This window comes from Aeromonas sp. V90_14 (assembly GCF_029967615.1).
Taxonomy (GTDB): Bacteria; Pseudomonadota; Gammaproteobacteria; order Enterobacterales; family Aeromonadaceae; genus Aeromonas; species Aeromonas hydrophila.
Genome location: NZ_JASCAS010000001.1, coordinates 396,171 through 415,705 on the forward strand (window position 1 = coordinate 396,171; position 19,535 = coordinate 415,705).

Annotated in this window: 16 protein-coding genes; 8 read left to right on the forward strand and 8 right to left on the reverse strand. The window is 62.7% G+C overall.

From position 1 onward, the window contains the following. Positions 1-3 precede the first annotated feature (3 nt). Positions 4-846 (reverse strand): MoxR family ATPase, encoded by an 843-nt coding sequence (locus tag QLG02_RS01705; protein ID WP_282464346.1) that lies wholly within the window; start codon positions 844-846, stop codon positions 4-6. Between the two features lie 167 nt (positions 847-1,013). Here QLG02_RS01705 and cysK point away from each other — a divergent pair, with 167 nt between their 5' ends. The 4 genes from cysK (at position 1,014) to crr (ending at position 5,007) form a co-directional block, all read left to right on the forward strand. Then, positions 1,014-1,982: a cysteine synthase A gene (gene cysK / locus QLG02_RS01710; RefSeq protein WP_042871008.1), complete on the forward strand. Its 969-nt coding sequence runs from the start codon at positions 1,014-1,016 to the stop codon at positions 1,980-1,982. Between the two features lie 442 nt (positions 1,983-2,424). Then, positions 2,425-2,682, forward strand: coding sequence for an HPr family phosphocarrier protein (locus QLG02_RS01715; RefSeq protein ID WP_005303128.1), 258 nt, complete (start codon positions 2,425-2,427; stop codon positions 2,680-2,682). Positions 2,683-2,726: 44 nt separating this feature from the next. Beyond that, a complete protein-coding gene (ptsI, locus tag QLG02_RS01720) occupies positions 2,727-4,454 on the forward strand; it encodes a phosphoenolpyruvate-protein phosphotransferase PtsI (protein WP_282464347.1) in 1,728 nt (575 codons plus the stop codon). Between the two features lie 43 nt (positions 4,455-4,497). Further along, positions 4,498-5,007: a PTS glucose transporter subunit IIA gene (gene crr, locus QLG02_RS01725; protein WP_005303134.1), complete on the forward strand. Its 510-nt coding sequence runs from the start codon at positions 4,498-4,500 to the stop codon at positions 5,005-5,007. A gap of 78 nt (positions 5,008-5,085) precedes the next feature. Here the strand turns inward: crr and QLG02_RS01730 are convergent, their stop codons facing one another. Together QLG02_RS01730 and QLG02_RS01735 are read right to left on the reverse strand one after the other, a co-directional pair. Next, positions 5,086-6,048, reverse strand: coding sequence for a GGDEF domain-containing protein (locus QLG02_RS01730; RefSeq protein ID WP_282464348.1), 963 nt, complete (start codon positions 6,046-6,048; stop codon positions 5,086-5,088). 61 nt (positions 6,049-6,109) lie between these two features. Beyond that, entirely contained in the window at positions 6,110-6,928 is an 819-nt protein-coding gene (locus tag QLG02_RS01735) for an ABC transporter substrate-binding protein (protein WP_282464349.1), read from the reverse strand. Positions 6,929-7,147: 219 nt separating this feature from the next. Between QLG02_RS01735 and QLG02_RS01740 the strand changes: the two genes are divergently transcribed. Further along, positions 7,148-7,696 carry a cytochrome b gene (locus QLG02_RS01740; RefSeq protein WP_029299539.1) on the forward strand — a complete coding sequence of 183 codons (549 nt, stop codon included), beginning with the start codon at positions 7,148-7,150 and terminating at the stop codon, positions 7,694-7,696. 41 nt (positions 7,697-7,737) lie between these two features. Here the strand turns inward: QLG02_RS01740 and QLG02_RS01745 are convergent, their stop codons facing one another. From QLG02_RS01745 to QLG02_RS01765, 5 genes are all read right to left on the reverse strand, one after another. Next, positions 7,738-8,379, reverse strand: a complete 642-nt coding sequence (locus QLG02_RS01745) for a polymer-forming cytoskeletal protein (protein ID WP_203091267.1) — start codon at positions 8,377-8,379, stop codon at positions 7,738-7,740. 173 nt (positions 8,380-8,552) lie between these two features. Next, the gene (locus tag QLG02_RS01750) at positions 8,553-12,305 is read right to left on the reverse strand and encodes an AAA family ATPase (RefSeq protein WP_282464350.1); all 3,753 of its coding nucleotides are present in this window, start codon (positions 12,303-12,305) and stop codon (positions 8,553-8,555) included. Then, complete coding sequence (locus QLG02_RS01755; RefSeq protein WP_282464351.1) at positions 12,302-12,484, reverse strand: exonuclease SbcC; 183 nt, start codon at positions 12,482-12,484, stop codon at positions 12,302-12,304. The genes QLG02_RS01750 and QLG02_RS01755 overlap by 4 nt, the downstream gene beginning before the upstream one ends. 82 nt (positions 12,485-12,566) lie before the next feature. Further along, positions 12,567-13,793, reverse strand: a complete 1,227-nt coding sequence (locus QLG02_RS01760; RefSeq protein WP_282464352.1) for an exonuclease SbcCD subunit D C-terminal domain-containing protein — start codon at positions 13,791-13,793, stop codon at positions 12,567-12,569. Between the two features lie 101 nt (positions 13,794-13,894). Continuing rightward, a complete protein-coding gene (locus tag QLG02_RS01765) occupies positions 13,895-14,323 on the reverse strand; it encodes a GNAT family N-acetyltransferase (protein WP_011706840.1) in 429 nt (142 codons plus the stop codon). A gap of 180 nt (positions 14,324-14,503) precedes the next feature. On the opposite strand from QLG02_RS01765, the gene rdgC reads away from it, so the two are divergent. The 3 genes from rdgC (at position 14,504) to ybaL (ending at position 19,403) form a co-directional block, all read left to right on the forward strand. Then, positions 14,504-15,415 (forward strand): recombination-associated protein RdgC, encoded by a 912-nt coding sequence (rdgC, locus tag QLG02_RS01770; RefSeq protein WP_011706841.1) that lies wholly within the window; start codon positions 14,504-14,506, stop codon positions 15,413-15,415. A 179-nt stretch (positions 15,416-15,594) separates the two neighbouring features. Then, positions 15,595-17,373, forward strand: a complete 1,779-nt coding sequence (gene ggt, locus QLG02_RS01775) for a gamma-glutamyltransferase (protein ID WP_282464353.1) — start codon at positions 15,595-15,597, stop codon at positions 17,371-17,373. A gap of 386 nt (positions 17,374-17,759) precedes the next feature. Next, positions 17,760-19,403, forward strand: a complete 1,644-nt coding sequence (gene ybaL, locus QLG02_RS01780) for a YbaL family putative K(+) efflux transporter (RefSeq protein WP_024944173.1) — start codon at positions 17,760-17,762, stop codon at positions 19,401-19,403. Positions 19,404-19,535: the final 132 nt, after the last annotated feature.

The following is a 19,535-nucleotide window of genomic DNA, read 5'->3' on the forward strand; positions in this document are numbered from 1 at the left end:
GGGTCAGCTGCCGCGTCTGGCCAGAAAAGCGAGCTTCTCAAACAGATGCAGGTCCTGCTCGGTCTTGAGCAGGGCGCCATAGAGGGCAGGCACCAGTTTGCCCGGCTCGCGGGTGCGCATCGCCTCGGGGGCGATATCGTCGGCCAACAGCAGCCGGATCCAGTCCAGCAGCTCCGAGGTGGACGGCTTCTTGCGCAGCCCCTCTACCTCGCGCAGCTCGAAGAAGAGATCCATCGCCTCACCGAGCAGGCTCTCCTTGAGGTTTGGGTAGTGGAGCTTGACGATGGCCTGCATCTCGGCCTTGTCGGGGAAGCGGATGTAGTGGAAGAAGCAGCGGCGCAGGAAGGCATCCGGCAACTCCTTCTCATTGTTGGAGGTGATGATGACCACGGGGCGCTGCAGGGCCTTGATGCGCTCGCCGGTCTCGTAGACGTCGAACTCCATCCGATCCAGCTCCTGCAGCAGATCGTTGGGGAACTCGATGTCCGCCTTGTCGATTTCATCGATGAGCAGCACCGGGCGCTGGTCGGCGGTGAAAGCCTGCCACAGCTTGCCCCGACGGATGTAGTGGCTGATCTCCCCTACCCTGGGGTCGCCAAGCTGGGAGTCACGCAGCCTGGCCACCGCATCGTACTCATAGAGTCCCTGCTTGGCCTTGGTAGTGGATTTGATGTGCCAGGCAATCAGCTCGGTGCCCAGATGGCGAGCCACAGCTTCGGCCAGCTCGGTCTTGCCAGTGCCGGGTTCCCCTTTGATAAGTAAGGGTTTTTCCAGCACGATAGCGGCATTGACCGCCATCTTGAGCGATTCAGAGGCGAGATAGCGATCGCTTCCTGCAAATCCCATAACGTCCATTCCTTTGACGATGAGAGACCTTTTTGAGATCGAGGCCTCAATAAGAAAGAATAAGCTCTATATCTTGTAATAACATATTGTTATAACAAATCGTCACTTCTCATTCAGAAACCACAGGGTAATCTTGTTTCATCGCCGTAACAAACAGGGATAGCACCATGAGCAAAATTTTTGAGGACAACAGCCAGACCATAGGTCACACCCCGCTGGTTCGTCTCAACCGTGTTACCAAGGGCCGCGTGCTGGCCAAGATTGAGAGCCGTAACCCGAGCTTCAGCGTCAAGTGCCGCATCGGCGCCAACCTGATCTGGGATGCCGAGAAACGCGGCGTCCTGACCAAGGGCAAGGAGATCATCGAACCCACCAGCGGTAACACGGGTATTGCTCTGGCCTTCGTGGCCGCCGCTCGTGGCTATCCCATCACCCTGACCATGCCGGCCACCATGAGCCTGGAGCGCCGCAAGCTGCTCAAGGCACTCGGCGCCAATCTGGTGCTGACCGAAGGGCCGCTCGGCATGAAGGGGGCCATTGCCAAGGCCAACGAGATCCTCGAATCCGAGCCGGGCAAATACGTGCTGCTGCAACAGTTTGAAAACCCCGCCAACCCGGAAATCCACGAGAAGACCACGGGCCCCGAGATCTGGGATGCCACCGATGGTCAGGTGGATGTGTTTGTGGCAGGCGTCGGCACCGGCGGCACCATCACGGGTGTCTCCCGCTACCTGAAACAGACCAAGGGCAAGGCGGTGGTCTCCGTCGCCGTCGAGCCGAGCGAATCGCCGGTGATCAGCCAGCGTCTGGCCGGTCTTGAAATCAAACCCGGTCCCCACAAGATCCAGGGAATCGGTGCCGGCTTTATTCCCGGCAACCTCGACCTGACCCTGCTGGACCGCGTTGAACAGGTGAGCAGCGATGATGCCATCGAGATGGCTCGCCGCCTGATGGAAGAGGAAGGGATCCTGGCCGGGATCAGCTCAGGCGCCGCCGTGGTGGCCGCAGCCCGCCTCGCCGAACTGCCGGAGTTTGCCGACAAGACAATCGTCGTCATTCTGCCGAGCGCCGCCGAACGTTACCTCTCCAGCGCTCTGTTTGCCGGGGTGTTCAGCGAGCAGGAACTGCAGCAATAAGTGATCGGATTATTTCAAAACAACGGCGCTCCCAGGAGCGCCGTTTCTTTATGGGCTAGACTGAGCACTTGGCAGCGCCAGTCGACCCCTTATTTTTCGGGGTAAAATAACAAGCAACCCAGCGACAAAAAAAGCAGACATTCTGTGATAAATCTCATATCCTGTGCCGCGTCACGAGGTGTTTGCCGACTAGGTATCACAAAGTAACAAAGTGTTATTTTTCGTTATAAAATAATTTCAAGCCAGCATTGACGCGGCTTGTAGAGCGATAACGGAAAAGAGTTGAGGCAGACACCGAATACTGCACAGAAAATTGACCTGGATTAAACCATTGCAGGTCTGATTTCGTTACTTTACAACATATCCATACTGACACGGTGCGAGAAGGAAGCGTCAAAAGCATCCCTCACACCAAAAAATATCAATAATATGGGGTGAAACCATGTACGAGAAGTCTGTTGTTATTACTGCTGAAAACGGCCTGCACACCCGTCCGGCAGCTCAGTTCGTGAAAGAAGCCAAAGAATTCCAAAGCGAGATCACTGTGGTCTCCGGTGGCAAATCCGCCAGCGCCAAGAGCCTGTTCAAGCTGCAGACCCTGGGCCTGACCAAAGGCACCAACGTGACCATCCAGGCCGACGGCCCGGACGCTCAGAAAGCCGTTGAGAAGCTGGTTGCCCTGATGGACGAGCTGGAGTAATCCAGCTTTATTCCTCCCCCACAGTCGTTTTAATAGGAAGGATTATGATATCTGGCATTCTTGCGTCCCCCGGTATCGCATTCGGCAAGGCGCTTCTTCTGAAAGAAGATGAAATCGTTATCAATCAGGGCAAAATCGCTGCCGAACAGATTGATGCCGAAATCAACCGCTTCCTCGAAGCCCGCACCAAGTCAGCCGCACAGCTGGAAGCCATCAAAGAGATGGCCGGTCGCACCTTCGGTGAAGAAAAAGAGGCCATCTTCGAAGGCCACATCATGCTGCTCGAAGATGAAGAGCTGGAAGGGGATATCAGATCCTTCATCAAAGACAACAAGGCCACCGCTGACAAGGCCATCTACGAGGTCATCGAGCAGTACGCGAAGATGATGGCCGAGCTGGATGACCCCTATCTGCGTGAGCGCGCCACCGACTTCCGTGACATCGGCACCCGTCTGGTCAAGAACGTACTGGGCATCGCCGTTGTCAACCTGAGCACCATCGATGAAGAGGTGATTCTGGTCGCCAAAGACCTGACCCCGTCCGAAACCGCTCAGATCAACCTGAAATACGTGCTGGGTTTCGTCACCGACATCGGTGGCCGTACTTCCCACACCTCCATCATGGCCCGTTCTCTGGAGCTGCCGGCCATCGTGGGCACCAACGACATCACCGAGCGTGTCAAGAATGGTGACGTGCTGGTGCTGGACGCGATCAACAACCAGATCATCATCAATCCGACTGCCGAACAGCTGAACGAAGCCAAGCAATTCCAGGCCCAGTTCCAGGCCGAGAAAGATGAACTGGCCAAGCTCAAAGATCTGCCTGCCATCACCCTCGATGGCCATCAGGTCGAAGTGTGCGCCAACATCGGTACCGTCAAGGATACCGAAGGTGCCATCCGCAACGGCGCCGAAGGCGTGGGTCTGTACCGTACCGAGTTCCTGTTCATGGACCGTGACGCGCTGCCGACCGAAGACGAGCAGTTCAAAGCCTACAAAGAAGTGGCCGAAGCGATGCCGGATCAGCCGATCATCGTGCGCACCATGGACATCGGCGGCGACAAAGAACTGCCCTACATGAATTTCCCGAAAGAGATGAACCCCTTCCTGGGCTGGCGTGCCGTGCGGATCTTCTTCGATCGCGCCGACATCATGCATGCCCAGCTGCGGGCCATCCTGCGTGCGTCTGCCTTCGGCAAACTGCGCATCATGTTCCCGATGATCATCTCTGTCGAAGAGTTCCGCAGCCTGAAGGCTACCGTAGAGACGCTGAAAGCCGAACTGCGCGCCGAAGGCAAAGCCTTTGATGAATCCATCGAAGTGGGTATCATGATCGAGACCCCGGCTGCTGCCGTGATGGCTCATCATCTGGCCAAGGAAGTGGATTTCTTCAGTATCGGTACCAACGACCTGACCCAGTACACCCTGGCTGTCGACCGTGGTAACGAGATGATTTCCGCCATGTACAACCCGCTGTCACCCTCCGTCCTGACGCTGATCAAGATGGTTATCGATGCATCCCACGCCAAAGGCAAGTGGACCGGTATGTGTGGTGAACTGGCTGGTGACGAGCGTGCCACCCTGCTGCTGCTGGGTATGGGTCTGGATGAGTTCTCCATGAGCGCCATCTCTGTACCGCGTATCAAGAAGCTTATCCGCAACACCAACTTCGAAGATGTGAAGGCCATGGCTGATCAAGCGCTGAGCTTTGCCACCGCCGCCGAAATCGAAGCCTGTGTAGATAACTTTATTAAGCAGAAGGCAGTCTGCTAAGATCGGCTGCAAACAGCGACAATCATCTCTAGGAGCTTTTACTATGGGTCTGTTTGATAAACTGAAGAAACTGGTTTCCGATGACAGTTCTGATACCGGCGGCATCGAAATTTTTGCTCCGCTATCAGGCGAAATCGTACCGATCGAAGATGTGCCCGACGTAGTCTTCGCCGAGAAGATCGTCGGCGACGGCATCGCCATCAAGCCGGCTGGCAACAAGATGGTTGCGCCGTGCGACGGCACCATCGGCAAGATCTTCGAGACCAACCACGCGTTCTCGCTGGAATCTGACTCTGGTATCGAGCTGTTCGTTCACTTCGGTATCGACACCGTTGAACTGAAAGGCGAAGGCTTCAAGCGCATCGCCCAGGAAGGTCAACAGGTCAAGCGCGGTGACACCATCATCGAGTTCGATCTGGCCGTTCTGGAAGCCAAAGCCAAATCTACCCTGACTCCTGTGGTCATCTCCAACATGGACGAGATCAAAGAGCTGGTGAAGATGACGGGTGCCGTGACTGTGGGCGAGACCCCGGTGATCCGTATCAAGAAATAAGGCCGCATGGGCCGAGCGCCCGTCGCCGCAACAAAAAACCGAAGCCCTGGCTTCGGTTTTTTTATGGGCGTTTTCCGGCTAGGCCCTACCAAATACCACCCGGTTGCGACCGTTGCTCTTGGCCTGATAGAGCGCCTTGTCCGCCACTTGCAGCAGGCTGTCGCTACTATGGCCATCGCCTCGGGTGGCACAACCCAGACTCATCGTCAGGGAGAAGTGCTCTCCTTGCCAGCCCATGGCATGGCCGACAAACTGCCTGCGCAACTGCTCGGCTCGCTCGACCACCTGTTCGGCATCCACCCCCGGCAGGATCAACAGGAACTCCTCCCCGCCCCAGCGGGCCAGATGCTCTGCGGGCTGCAACTGCCGCGCCATGATGCGGGCCACCTCGCACAACGCCGCATCTCCGGCGGGATGACCGTAGCGGTCATTGATCTGCTTGAAGTGGTCGATATCGCACAGGATCACCGAGAAGGGCTCCCCCTGCAGCCAGAGCGCCTGCAACTGCTGGCCGGCGGCACGCCGGTTGCCGAGCTCGGTCAGCGGATCGGTGCAGGAGAGCCGGCTCACCTCCTCTATCATGCAGTGCAGGTCGTGGATGTCGCGCAGCGTCACTATGTGCCAGCCCGGCATGGCATCCGCCGTCAGCTGGGCCGTGATGGTAAACCAGCGCTGCTGGCCGCTCTTGCAGTAGAGACAGGCGTTCATCTCTGCCACCGCCGCGCCGTTGGCCAGGCTGGTCATCACCGCCTGGTTCCAGCGCTCAATCGCCTGAGCCCTGCTCTCTTCATCGCGATAGACGGTGGCAAACCAGCTGGCCATGTCGGGCAGATCCGTCAGGTCGTAACCCAGCTGGGTCACGAAGGCCTGGTTCACGAACCTGTGATGGCGGGCCGGGATCTCCGACAGTCGGGTGGGTATGCTGCCCAGCGTCTCGCTGCAGGCGGATTCCGATATCAGGATCGGAAACGGGATCACGTCGAAGGAGCGAAACAGGATCTGCTGCAACTCGGTCAGGATCACAGGATCGGTGATGTTCAAGGTAACTCCTTTACCAAGGTATCATTCAAAGGTAAGTGAGCGCTGATCGCCGGTAAAGCGCTCATTGCGCGGCTCTGACCGCCTTGGTCGCAGCATTTTCTCCCGGCTGCCACTCCTGATAGGGGCCGTGAATGGCGGAGTAGATCTTGTCGAGCTGACCGGAGGCCCTCAGCCGCTCGATGGACTGGGTCAGGAAGCGGTCGACTGCATCCCCTTTCGGCCCTTTGGGGATGATGAACACATCGTCAAACTCGCCAAAATAGACCCGGTGGATATTGGTCAACCCCATCTTGCGCAGGGTGAAATCCGCCTCCTCCTGCGCCCACAGAAAGGCATCGATGCGGCCCCGGCTCAACTTGCCGAGGGATTGCTCGAGCGAGAGGGAGCGCTTGACCGAGAAGGGCCAGAAGTCGGTCACCCCCTCGATGAGCAGATCCCGCTTGGTGTACTCGTAACCCAGCACCATGGCGGGAGTAATGGGCGCCGCACTGTTGCTGTAGAGCACGTGAGTCACCTTGCCAAAGGTCGCCGAGCTGAAGCGATAGGGCAGCATGGACTCGTCGATGTAGGGATTGCGCAGCGCCGGCAGGTTGAAGTCCGCCTCCCCCACCACCACACTGCGGGTGGCACGGGACATGGGGTAGACCATCACGCTCACCTCCACCCCGTCATCCAGCCCGGCGATGGCCTTGACCAGGTCGACGAAGGGACCTGTGCCGTTGGAATCGATGAGCCCCGGCAACAAACCAAGATAGGCTGAAAAATGAGTTGGTCGGCCAGGTTCTGCCGCAGCCAGCTGCTCCTCGTCGACCCCCGCCATCCCCAGCAGCATGGCGAGCAGCATCAAGCCTGCCAGCACGCTCACTCTCAGATGCTTCATGATGCAACCCCTCACCACCCTGGCCGGCATGGCCCTGTTGATCAGAAGCATAGACTCGGCACAGAGTGTGTCGGGCGAGTTGCAAATAAGATGTTAAAAAACACACCGAGATCAAGGTTTTGACACATCTGCGCGGTAACATGAAAAGGAATGGTGCGGGGGCAGGATGCCCGATGCGACCACCCTTGATGCAATGCGAGCCCCGAGAAGGATATGAGCATGTTGAAAAATACCGAACAACGTTATGGCAGCCTGAGCATAGGGCTGCACTGGTTGACCCTGCTGCTGATGATCGCCGTCTATGCGCTGATGGAGTTCAGGGACATCTTCCCCAAAGGGTCGGCCGGCCGCGACCTGATGAAGGAGTTTCACTTCATGGTGGGCCTGCTGATCCTGGCGCTGGTGGTCGTGCGCCTGCTGGTGCGCGTGGGTAGCCCCTCACCGCGTATCGTGCCCGAGCTCTCTCCGCTGATGCTCACGCTGGCCAAGCTCGCCCACCTGGCACTCTATGGCTTCCTGATCCTCACCCCGCTGCTGGGCTGGCTGCTGCTGAGCGCAGGTGGCAAACCCATCCCCTTCTTCGGCCTGGAGCTCCCCGCCCTTATCGCCCCCGACGACGGCCTGAAGGGCACCATCAAGGAGCTGCACGAGACGCTGGCCAACATTGGCTATGCCCTGATTGCCCTGCACGCGGCGGCAGCCATCTACCACCACCATGTGCTCAAGGACAACACCCTGACCAATATGCTGCCCGAACGGCGCAGTTGATCCCTTGCCAGCAAAGAGGGGCGTACTCGCCCCTCTTTTGATCAGGCCTGTTTGGCCACAACCTCGGCAGCATCGACAGCCTTGTTTTTACCTTCAGGCTGCAGTTGCTTGACGTTGCCCTTGCTCTCGCCCTTCTGCTCCTCCTGAGATTGGGACTGGCCGACAAACTGGCCTCCTTTGCGGATGGAGAGGCTCCCGCCCTTGAACAACCCCTTCATCTTGCCGTTTTCGAGGATCTCTACCTCGCTCGAGGCACAAGTGCCATCCAGAGTGCCATTGATGATCACGTGAGCCGCGCTGACATCCCCTTCAATCCGGCCACCTTCCATGATGCGTACCGTCCCGCCGTTCAGCAGCAGCGTCCCGACGAACTGGCCATACACATCCAGATTGCCCTCCACCTGCAACTCGCCCTTGAAACGGGCCCCCTTGGCGATCACCGTGGTCGTGCTCCCCACCCCGACCACCTCAGACTCATTGCGCTTTCGTCCAAACATCTTGGTTTTCTCCACCATCAACAACAGCACCATCAGTAGCAACGGCACTATGGGTAATTTGTAATATGCAGATCCCGCCACATAGAGCAGCAACGCCAGGCCCCAGCAGAACCAGATGAGATACAGCGCGTCACTGCGTGGCCGCATCGCGATGCGAGCCAGGATCCTTTCAGGCATCAATGTCATTGACCATTCCCTCTTGCGGGCAGATGGATGCAAGACCGGGGTCAACCCCTCACTCTCGTTTCCCGCGATACGCGGGCATGGACCTAGCTCAAGCGACCAGATTGCCGAAACACTGAAACAAAAAGCCCCGCCAGAAGGCGGGGCCGCGATTCATCCGCAAACCGAAGCAGGATTCAGGGCAACACCACCCGGCTTTCGCCGCCGCCGAGGGCCTCCACCCGCACCTGCACGCCGATCCGCTCCACCAGGGTCTGCACGTGGGAGATGACCCCGATCTGGCGGCCGGCCGCCTGCAGGGAGTCCAGGCTTGAGAGCGCCAGATCCAGGCTGTCGGGATCGAGGGTGCCGAAGCCCTCATCGATGAACAGCGATTCGACCTGGGTCTGACGCGACGACAGGCTGGAGAGGGCCAGCGCCAGCGCCAGCGACACCAAGAAGCTTTCGCCACCGGAGAGAGAGTCCACCGAGCGCACCTCATCCCCCATGTCGAGATCCACCACCTGCAGCGCCAGATCGGTGCCGGGCACCCGCTCCAGTCGATAGCGGGGGGAGAGCTCGGCGAGCTGGGCGTTGGCCTCCAGCAGCAGCCGCTCCAGCGTGAGGCTCTGGGCGAAGGTGCGCAGCTTGGCGCCGCTGGCCGAGCCGATGAGATCACAGAGCCGCTGCCAGTGATCCGCCACCGCCTGCTGGGCGGCCAGTTCCTCCTGCAAAGAGCCCGCCTTGAGGGCCGCCGCCTCGGCCTGAGCCAGCGTGCTCTTGCACTGGAACAGCTGCTCGTCGAGGGCGCGGCAGTGCGCCTCCAGCGCCGTCAGCCGGCTGGCGAGCTCCTGTGGCGCCAACGCGGCCAGCTCGGGGTGATGCTCGCGGTAACGATCCCGCTTGCTCTCCTCCAGCGCCAGCGCCCGCTGCCGCTCGGTCAAACGGGTACGCGCCTCGGCGCGGGCATCCTCCAGTGCCTGCAAGGCGGTACGGCGCGCCTTGAGCTCATCCGGGCTCATGGCCAGCAGGCGGCGCAGGTCATATTCGGCGATGCCGAGGCTGCTGGCGTGGGCAGCCCAGCGCCCCAGCACCTCCCGCCGCCGCCGACTGCTCACCTGCTTCTCCTGCTCCAGATGGCTGAGACGGGTCTTGAGCTCGGTCTGGCGCTCGTGCAAGACGCGGGCTGTCCCCTGCATCGTCTCCAGCTCGCTCACCAGTTGCTGCAGCCGCTGCTGCCAGCGGCTTTCGACCAGGGCAATCTCCTCGCCCCCCAGACAGGTAGCACGACTGGTGACCAGCCCCTGCCGTTGCTGTTCATGCTCCTTGTAGTCGCGCTCGAGCTTGTGCAGCAGCTCACGCTGGGTCTGCAGGCGCGCCTCCTGGGCGCTCAGGGCCGGGGTGAGGCTGGCAATCTCGCCAGCCAGCCGCTCCCACTCGCTCTGGCCGTGCAGCCAGGCCTCGCAGGCCCGCTGCCACTCGCGCCACTGCTGGCTGCCGAGCCACTGGCGCCAGGGCTGGCCTCCCATCTGCTCGTCGAGCCGGCTACCTCCCTGCTCAAGGCGCTGGCGCAGGGTCGTTTCCTGCTCGCCCATCGCCTTCACCTCCCCTTCCAGGGCGATGCGCTGGCGGTCGGCCTCCTGCCACTGCTGCTCGAACTGCTGGTGCTGGCTGGCCAGCTGGCTCAGCTGCTGGCGCACGGCCTGCAACTGCTGCTGGCCGAGCTGGGCCTCGCGCAGTTGCTGCTGGCTGCGGGCCAGCCCCTGCTCCAGGCTCTGGCCGCGGCCAAGCAGGGTACTCATCAGTTCGTTCCACTCGATCGGGCTCTGACGCAGCGGCAACGGATGGCCCAGCAGCTCGGCACCGCCGAGCTGCTGCCAGCGCTGGGTCAGCTGCTCGGCGCGCGTCTCCAGCTCAGGTAGATGCTGTTGGCGCACCGCCAGCTGACGGGCCAGCTCCTGGCGCTCGCTCTCGCACTGAATGTATTGGTGATTGAGCCGCTCCCACTCGAGCTCCAGGCTGCGGACGCGCTCCGCCAGCTGCCCCAGAATGCCCGCCACCTGTGGCTGGCTCTGGTGATAGGGGTGCTCCTCGGCGCCGCAGAGCGGGCAAGGTTCACCGTCGCGCAGGATGTGGCGATGCTGCTCGAAACTGGCGATGGCACGGGACTGCTCCAGCGCGTGGCGCGCCTCGTCCCGTTGCAGGGCGAGCCGCTCGCGGGCCGGCGTCAGCTCGTCGCCGAGGATGGCCAGCTTGCCGAGCGCCTGCTCCAGCTGGGCGATCTCCTGCTGCAGGCGACCATGCTGCTCGCCGTGATTGCGGCCATAGTCCGCCAGCTCCAGCAGCTGGCGCAGCTGGCCCAGCTGCTCGGTCTGCCCTTGCCACTGCTCCTGCGCCTTGGCCAGACGCCCCTCCCACTGCTGCTCCTGCAGCTCGTGCTGTTGCTGCTGCAGCCGCTCCTGCTCGCGCTGCCAGTAGTCGCGCTCCTGCTGCCCCTGCTCCAGCTGGTGTTGCAACTGCCTGAGGGCACGCAGCTTGTGTTCGCGCAGGGTGAGCAGTTGCTGCAGCCTGTCGGCATCCTCGGCCCAATCCTGCATGGCGGTGAGCAGGGGCTGCCACTGGCGGGCCACCGGCGCCAGCTCCTTGTGCTCCTCAAGCCAGGCGCCCCACTGCAGGTGCTGGGCCTTGAGCTGTTCCACCTGCTGGCGCTGCTGGCGCCAGCCCTGTTCCAGGGTGAGCTGCACCTCCCGCTCCTGCGCCCCCTCCTGCTGGATCTTCTGCAGTTGCTGCTGCTTTTCCCGAATGCGGGTGTCGAGCTCCTGCGCCCGTTTGAGCTCGGGCTGCAAGGCGCCCCACTCGCGCTCGGCGGCGATCTTCTCCGCCAGCAGTTGCTGTTCGGTGAGGGCGCTCTGCTGGGTCTGCTCCTCCAGCCTGCCAAGTTCGGGGCCAAGCTCGGCCAGCGCCTTCTCCTGCTGCTGCACCTCCAGGGTGAGGCGAGCCAGCTCGTCGTGATCGGCGCGGGCCACCTGGGCCTGCTCGGCGCGGGCGAACTCCTCCCGCTCGGGGGCGGCCGCAGCGTGGGCCGCCTCGGCCGCGGCAAGGGCCGCCTCTCCCTCCTGACAGGCCTGCAACTGGGCGGCGATGCGGCCATTGAGATCGCGCAAATCCTGCATCAGCTGCTGTTGCTGCTGCTCGTGCTTGAGGCTGGTGGCGAGGCTGACCTGCTGGCTCACCCACTGCTCGCGGGTCGCCTCGTCCATCAGTGCCACGTCGCCGAGCCGCTGGCGGATGGCGGCGAGCTTCTGCTGCTCCTCCCGCGCCCGTTCATGGGTCTGAATCGAGATGGCGGAGTAGAGCTCGGTGCCAGTCATCCGTTCGAGCAGGGCCGAACGCTCGTCGGCGCTCGATTTGAGGAAGGCGGCAAACTCCCCCTGCGGCAGGATGACGGCGCGGCGAAACTGCTCCCAGGAGAGCCCCACCAGCTCGTCGATGCGATCCTGCAGCTCCCGCTTGCTGCCACTGAACACCTGGCCCGACGCCACGTCGGTCAGGCTGCGCTCCTGGGCCTGAAAGCGCCCCTCGGCGCGGTTGCGGGCCCGGCGCACCGCCCAGCGGGCCAGCCAGATGCGGCCGTCACAGCCGCGAAACTGCACCTCGGCAAAACCGCTGGCGTGGCCGCGGCTGAGGATGCCGCGCACGTCGTTGGCCTTGAGCTTCTCCTCGTCATCCATGCGGCCCACTTCGGCCACGTTCTTGCGGTTGGCGATAAAGCGCGGCATCTCGTCGTAGAGCGCCAGACAGATGGCATCGAGCAGGGTGCTCTTGCCGGCGCCGGTATTGCCGGTGATGGCAAACAGGCCGGCGGCCCCCAGAGCGCCACCGGCAAAATCGATGGTGAATTGACCGGTCAGGCTGGCGAGGTTCTCACCACTCAAAGAGAGGATCTTCATACGCCACACGCCTCCATCCATACCGACCCGATATCGCGCGTGCTCTTGCCCCCATCAGTCCGGGTATTGCCGGTGATGGCAAACAGACCGGCGGCCCCCAGGGCGCCACCGGCAAAATCGATGGTAAAGGGGCCGGTCAGGCTGGCCAGATTCTCCCCTGACAGCGACAAGATTTTCATGCGTTGCACTCCTTCATCCGTGCCGCTTGCTGCGCTGACAGGTTGGCTCTGACCAGATTCTCATCGGATGGGGTCAAGATTTTCATTGGCTGGACTCCTTCACCTGCTCCAGGATCTCTTCAAACGACGCCACCAGCTCGGCCTCCGGCTCCCCGTCAAACTGACGCTGATAGCAGAGGCGAAACACCTCGGTGGGGGAGAGCTCATCCAACCGGCGCTGGCCGGCACCATCCGCCAGCCCCTGGCCCGAGCCCTGATAACTGGTCGTGATGCGGGCAAGGCGCACCGGCTTGTCGCCGATGGCGGCCAGCACGCGCTCGCGGATGCGGGCCTCGGGTTTGGGCAACAGCAGCCGCACTTCGAGGAAGGGCTGCGCCTGCTGCGGGCAAGCGGGCAGGTCCAACGCCTCGATGGCCTTGAGCGCCTCGTCGAGACCGCTCTGGGGCAGCCGGATCATCTCCACCGCGCGGGGCACCGGGATCCGCTCAAGCCGGGCCAGCTTGCCCCCCTCAAACGTCACCTCCAGCACCTGATGGTTGTAGTTCGCCTCGGCCAGTGAGAGCGGCAGCGGCGAGCCGCTGTAGTGCACCCCCTCGGCCGGGCTCTGAGCCAGGTGCAAATGACCCAGCGCCGTGTAGTCGGCGGCGGCAAACAGCTCGGCGGGCAGGGCATGCTGATTGCCGCCGAGCACCCGCCGCTCGGAGAGCTCGGAGAGCTGGCCCGCCGCCAGATAGGCGTGGCCCATGGCGATGAGGGCCTGATCCGGATGGCAGCGCGCACGCCCCTCGCTCAGCACCGCCTCATAGACCTGACGTACCCCTTCGATCAGTCTGTCCTGCCCCTCGCTGAGCCCCTCCGGGCGCAGATCGCTGCTGCGCAGAAACGGCACGGCGGCGCACCAGGCGGCCACTTCGCCGTCCTTGCCTCGCAGCGGCACCAGCAGACGCTCGGTCTCGAGCCGCCCCTCGTCGTCCCGGCTGATGCTGCCCACCAGATGCAGGTCGAAGGCGCGCAGCAGCTCGTGGGGGGCATCCAGCTTGGAGGGAGAGTCGTGGTTGCCGCCGATCAGCACCATCTCCAGTGCCGGGTGCTCGGCGCGCAGCCGCGCCAGAAAACGGTAGAGCTGCTGCCAGGCGCTGGCGGGAGGGTTGGCGGTATCGAACAGGTCGCCCGCCACCAGCAGGGCGTCGATGTCGCGGCGCTTGATGATGTCGGCCAGCCAGTCGAGAAAGGCATCGTGTTCAAAACGGCGATCGTGGCCATGGAGTTGATGGCCAAGATGCCAGTCGGCGGTATGCAGGATCTTCATGAAAAACGGCTCGTATGGAGGAGGTGTCAGCGGCACCCGATGCAGACAAGATGAGGATACGCCTCCCCTTTTTCAAGCCATACTCGGCGCGGCCGGCAGATTCAGGCGGGCTCGCAGCACATCTGGTACTGGGGATGACCGGTGAGGGGATCGGCCACCTCCCCCTCGATCACGAAACCGTGGCGACGATAGAAGCGCACCGCCAGATCGTTTTCCACGAACACCCGCGCATGCAGCCGGGCCCCCTTGGATTTGGCCTCCTGCAGCAGGGCATGGCCCACTCCCCGCCCCTGGCGGTCGGGGCGCACGAACAGGGCCGCCAGGTAGTCATCCACCAGCGCCATGAAACCGAGCAGCTCGCCGCGCTCCTCGAACACCCAGATGCGGGCGTGATCAAGATAGCGGGTGCGCAGATCTTCCTGGGCCTGCCACCAGCAGGAAGCATCGACAAAGTCGTGGGCCTGCAGGGAGGCCAACAACCAGATTTCGACGATCTCGTCCATGTCGTCGGACCGACTCGCCCTCAGCATATTGGTATCCTTGTTAACAACCTGAACATCCGCAGTCTAGGGGAGTTTGATGACGGCTTTGGGGACGAATATGACTCCCTGTGAAGTCGATCGCCCTTTATTTAACAAGAATGATTGGCTGATCACAAAGCGCCTCTCTAGTACAATGCCCGCCGGACAATCTATGAGACCGAGGACGCCATGTGGTTTAAAAACCTGCAGATTTATCGCTTTACCCGCCCCTTCGAGCTGACCGTCGAGCAGCTGGAAACCCAGCTGGAAGCCTGTGCCTTCACCCCGTGCGGCAGCCAGGACATCTCCCGGTTCGGGTGGGTCAAGCCCCTTGGCAAATTCGGCTCCACCCTGACCCACTCCGCCGCCGGCCACATCCTCATCTGTGCCCGCAAGGAAGAGAAGATGCTGCCCGGCACCGTGGTCAAGGAGATGCTGGCGGAGAAGGTAGAAGCGATCGAGTTCGAGCAGGGCCGTGCCCTCAAGAAGAAAGAGAAGGAAGCGCTCAAGGAGGAGATCCTCCACACCTTGCTGCCACGCGCCTTCAGCCGCACCAGCCAGACCTTCGCCTGGATCAATCCGGCCGACAACCTGATGGTGGTGGACGCGGGCTCTGCCAAGAAGGCGGATGACCTGCTGGCCCTGCTGCGCAAATCCATCGGCACCCTGCCGGTGGTGCCGGTGGCCCTCAAGAACCCGCCCGAGATCACCATGACCGAGTGGCTGAACGAGGGCAACCTGCCCGCCAGCTTCACGCTGGAGGACGAGGCCGAGCTGCGCAGCGCCATGGAGCACGGCGGCATCATCCGCTGCAAGCAGCAGGATCTGATGACGGACGAGATCAAGAACCACCTGGCCAACGACAAGCTGGTCACCAAGCTGGCCCTCAACTGGGGCGAAACCCTGAGTTTCGTGCTGGGGGACGATCTCTCCATCAAGCGCCTGAAATTCAGCGAAGAGCTGCGCGAGCAGAACGATGACGTCACCAGCGAAGATCCGGCCGCCCGTCTGGATGCCGACTTCGCCCTGGTCACCGCCGAGCTGGCCCAGTTCATCCCTGCCCTGTTTGCCGCCCTGGGCGGTGAAGAGCAGTCCATCTAAGCGAATTGGCTCAGCCTGATTGCAAAAAACCGCCTCCGGGCGGTTTTTTTATGGACGGGCGCCTGGCGTGACTTGTTGATATATGAGTAACTTGTTGATCTGATTCAACAACTTGAGTCATTAGCGCCAATCGTGACATAGTCGCCCCTCATGCTCATAAAACAGACAAGGAGAGTGTCATGTTGCGCAAACCACTGGGGCTGGCCATCGCCCTCGCACTGCTGGCCGGCTGCGCCGCTCAGCAGAGCCTGCAAGCGCCCCCCGCCCACACCCTGATCGCACCGGAGGCCGCCAGCGGCTGGCAGGACAAACAAGGCTGGCAAGGCCGCGACTTCATGGTGGCCGCCGCCAACCCGCTGGCGGTGGAGGCGGGCTACCAGATGATCCAGGCCGGTGGCAGCGCGGTGGACGCCGCCATCGCGGTGCAGCTGGTGTTGACCCTGGTGGAGCCGCAATCTTCCGGCATCGGCGGCGGCTCCCTGCTGCTGGTGTGGGATGGTCAGAAAGTCGCGGCAGTGGATGGCCGCGAGACGGCCCCCGCCGCCGCCACCGATCAGCTGTTCATGAAGGATGGCAAGCCGATGGCCTTCTACGACGGCGTGGTGGGCGGCCGCTCGGTGGGTGCCCCCGGCACGGTGCGGGCACTGGCACTGGCCCACCAGCGTTACGGCAAGCTGCCCTGGGCTGCGCTGTTCGAGCCCGCCATCACCCTCGCGGAGCAGGGATTCGTGATAAGCCCGCGGCTGGCCGCGCTGCTGGCCAAGGACCCCTACCTTGCCAAGGACCCGGACGCGCGGGCCTACTTCTATCAGGCCGACGGCAGGCCCAAAGCGGCGGGCAGCCGACTGACCAACCCGGCCCTGGCCAAGGTACTGCGTACCCTGGCAAGCGAGGGACCGGACGCCTTCTATCGCGGCCCGCTGGCCGAGGCCATGGTGGCCAAGGTGCACGCCCACCCGACCAACCCCGGGGTGCTGAGCGCGGTCGATCTCGCCAGCTACCGCGCCAGGCTGCGCGACGGCCTCTGCTTTGACTATCGCCAGAGCCGGGTGTGCGGCTTCCCGGCCCCTTCGTCCGGCACCATCGCACTCGGCCAGATCTTCGGCATGCTGGAGAGCCGCGACATGGCGGCCCTCAAACCGGTGCCAGGGGAGCAGGGCCAGCCGGCCGCTTCCGCCGAGGCGATCCACCTCTACAGCGAGGCGGCGCGGCTCGCCTTTGCGGATCGCAACCAGTACGTGGCGGACAGCGATTATGTGGCGGTCCCCGTCAGCGGCCTGCTCGACAAGCACTATCTGGCCCGCCGCGGCGCCCTCATCGGCGAGCGCTCCATGGGCCTGGCCAAAGCGGGCACCCCACCGCTGGCGCCGGCTCGCGGCCTGGATGCCACCCCTGAGCTCCCCTCCACCAGCCACGTCTCCATCGTCGACAAGGCGGGGATGGCGGTCTCCATGACCAGCTCCATCGAAGACGGCTTCGGCTCGCGGCTGATGGTCAACGGCTACCTGCTCAACAACCAGCTCACCGACTTCTCCTTCACCTCGCTGGACGCCGCCGGGCTGCCGGTGGCCAACCGGGTGGAGCCGGGCAAGCGGCCGCGCTCCTCCATGTCCCCCCTGCTGGTGTTTGACAAGGACAGCGGCGAGCTGGAGATGAGCCTGGGCTCGCCGGGGGGCTCCGCTATCATCAACTACGTGGGCAAGACGTTGCTGGGCACCCAGGATTGGGGGCTCAACCTGCAGCAGGCGATCAATCTGCCCAACTTCGGCAGTCGCAACGGCCCCACCGAGCTGGAAGCGGGTCGCACCCCGGCTGCGGTGATCGAGGCGCTCAAGGCGAAGGGACACGAGGTGGTGCTGAGCGAGCAGACCTCGGGCCTGCAAGGCGTGCAGCGCAACGTAAGCGGCTGGCTTGGCGCCGCCGATCCGCGCCGGGAGGGGATCGCCAAGGGCCAGTGAGCGCGGCTACATCTGCACTCAGACCCCGCACAGCGAAGCGGCCGACCGGCCGCTTTTTTGTGTTCCTCCCTCCTCCAGCTGCGACCAGAAAAACCATCACCGATTGATTACTGTTGCCAGCCTGACCGCCAGAGAAGCGCGCTTTCACCTCAAAACAGCCACTTATACAGTTTTAATCGCAAATTAAGTCTTAAATGTGGATAAATATTGTTTTTCTACCAAAAACGTATTATTTTTCAACAGAAACGGCAACTGTTGTCCCCCAGACACACCCTCTGTGCATGCGGCCAGCATCTGTCTCTTTCGCCCCCTGCTCATTGACAGCTGCCCTCTTCGCCCGCGCGGTGATCTGGTAGCCCCCTGACTGCCATTAGCGAGGTGACGACATGGACCACTCCCTTCCCCTGATTACCACTCTGGTCGGCGGCTTCGTGCTGGCCTACATCCTCGGCATGTTTGCCCAGCGCCTCAAGATCTCCCCCATGGTGGGTTATCTGGCGGCTGGCGTCATCTCGGGCCCCTTCACCCCGGGTTATGTGGCCGACATGAAGCTGGTGCCCGAGCTGGCGGAGCTGGGGGTGATCCTGCTGATGTTCGGGGTGGGGCTGCACTTCTCCTTCCGCGATCTGATGTCGGTGAAACGGATCGCCATCCCTGGCGCCATTGCCCAGATCGCGGTCGCCACCCTGCTCGGCATGGGGCTCTCCTCCCTGCTGGGCTGGGATCCGGTCGCCGGCCTGATGTTCGGCCTCGCCCTCTCCACCGCCAGTACCGTGGTGCTGCTGCGGGCGCTGGAGAGCCGCCAGAATCTGGAAACCCTGCAGGGACGCATCGCCATCGGCTGGCTCATCGTCGAGGATCTGGTGATGGTGCTGGCGCTGGTGATGCTGCCGATCATCGCCGACATTCAGTTCGGCGAGCAGACCCTGAGCTGGCAGAGCATAGCGCTGGATCTGGGCTGGACCCTCGGCAAGGTGAGCCTGTTCGTGGCGCTGATGATGGTGGTGGGCAGCCGCTTCATTCCCTGGCTGCTGGCCCACACCGCCAGCACCGGCTCGCGCGAGCTGTTCACCCTGGCGGTGCTGACCTGCTCGCTCGGCATCGCCTTTGGCGCGGTCAAGCTGTTTGGCGTCTCCTTCGCCCTCGGCGCCTTCTTCACCGGCATCGTCATGAACCGCTCCGAGCTGAGCCACCGCGCCGCCAACAACACCCTGCCGCTGCAGGACGCCTTCGCCGTGCTGTTCTTCGTCTCGGTGGGCATGCTGTTCAACCCGGCGGTGCTGCTGACCGAGCCGCTGGCGGTGCTGGCCACCCTGTTCATCATCATGTTCGGCAAATCGGCGGCGGCCTACGCCATCGTGCGACTGTTCCGCTACAGCCGGCGCACCGCCCTCACCATCTCCGCCAGTCTGGCCCAGATCGGCGAGTTCTCCTTCATCCTCATCGGGCTGGCCATCGTGCTCAAGCTGGTGCCGGAAGGGGCCCGTGACCTGATCTTGGTGGGGGCCAGCCTCTCCATCATGCTCAACCCGCTGGTGTTCAACGCCGTCGAGCGCTACCTGGAGAAACACCCGGACGCCGACAACGCCAAGGTGCTGGCCGAGTGCAAGTGCCCGGCGGTGGAGATGAAGGCCCACACCATACTGGTGGGCTATGGCCGGGTCGGCCGCCTGCTGGTGAACGGCCTGCAGCAGGCCGGGCGCGAGCTGGTGGTGATCGAGCAGGATCCGCACCGGCTGGAGAGCCTGCGCCAGGCCGACATTCCCCACGTCAACGGCAACGTGGCCGATGACGAGGTGCTGTGCCGCGCCGCCATCACCGACGCCAGCTGGCTGCTGGTGGCCATCCCCAACAGCTTCGAGGCCGGCGAGGCCATCGCCCAGGCCAAGCTCATCAACCCGGCGATCAGGGTGATCGCCCGCGCTCACAGCGACGACGAGGTGAGCTTCCTCACCAAGCAGGGGGCGGACAAGGTGATCATGGGCGAGCGGGAGATAGCCCTCGGCATGCTGGCCCAGGCCACCGCATAAACCGCCATCCAGTGAACCAGAGGGGCCTTGGCCCCTCTTTTTTATGCCTCTTTGTCCACCTGCTCTTCTGGGTACCCAGGCCCCTCCCCACCCATGCCCACCAGCGTCTCGCGCCGACATGGCACAATTTGA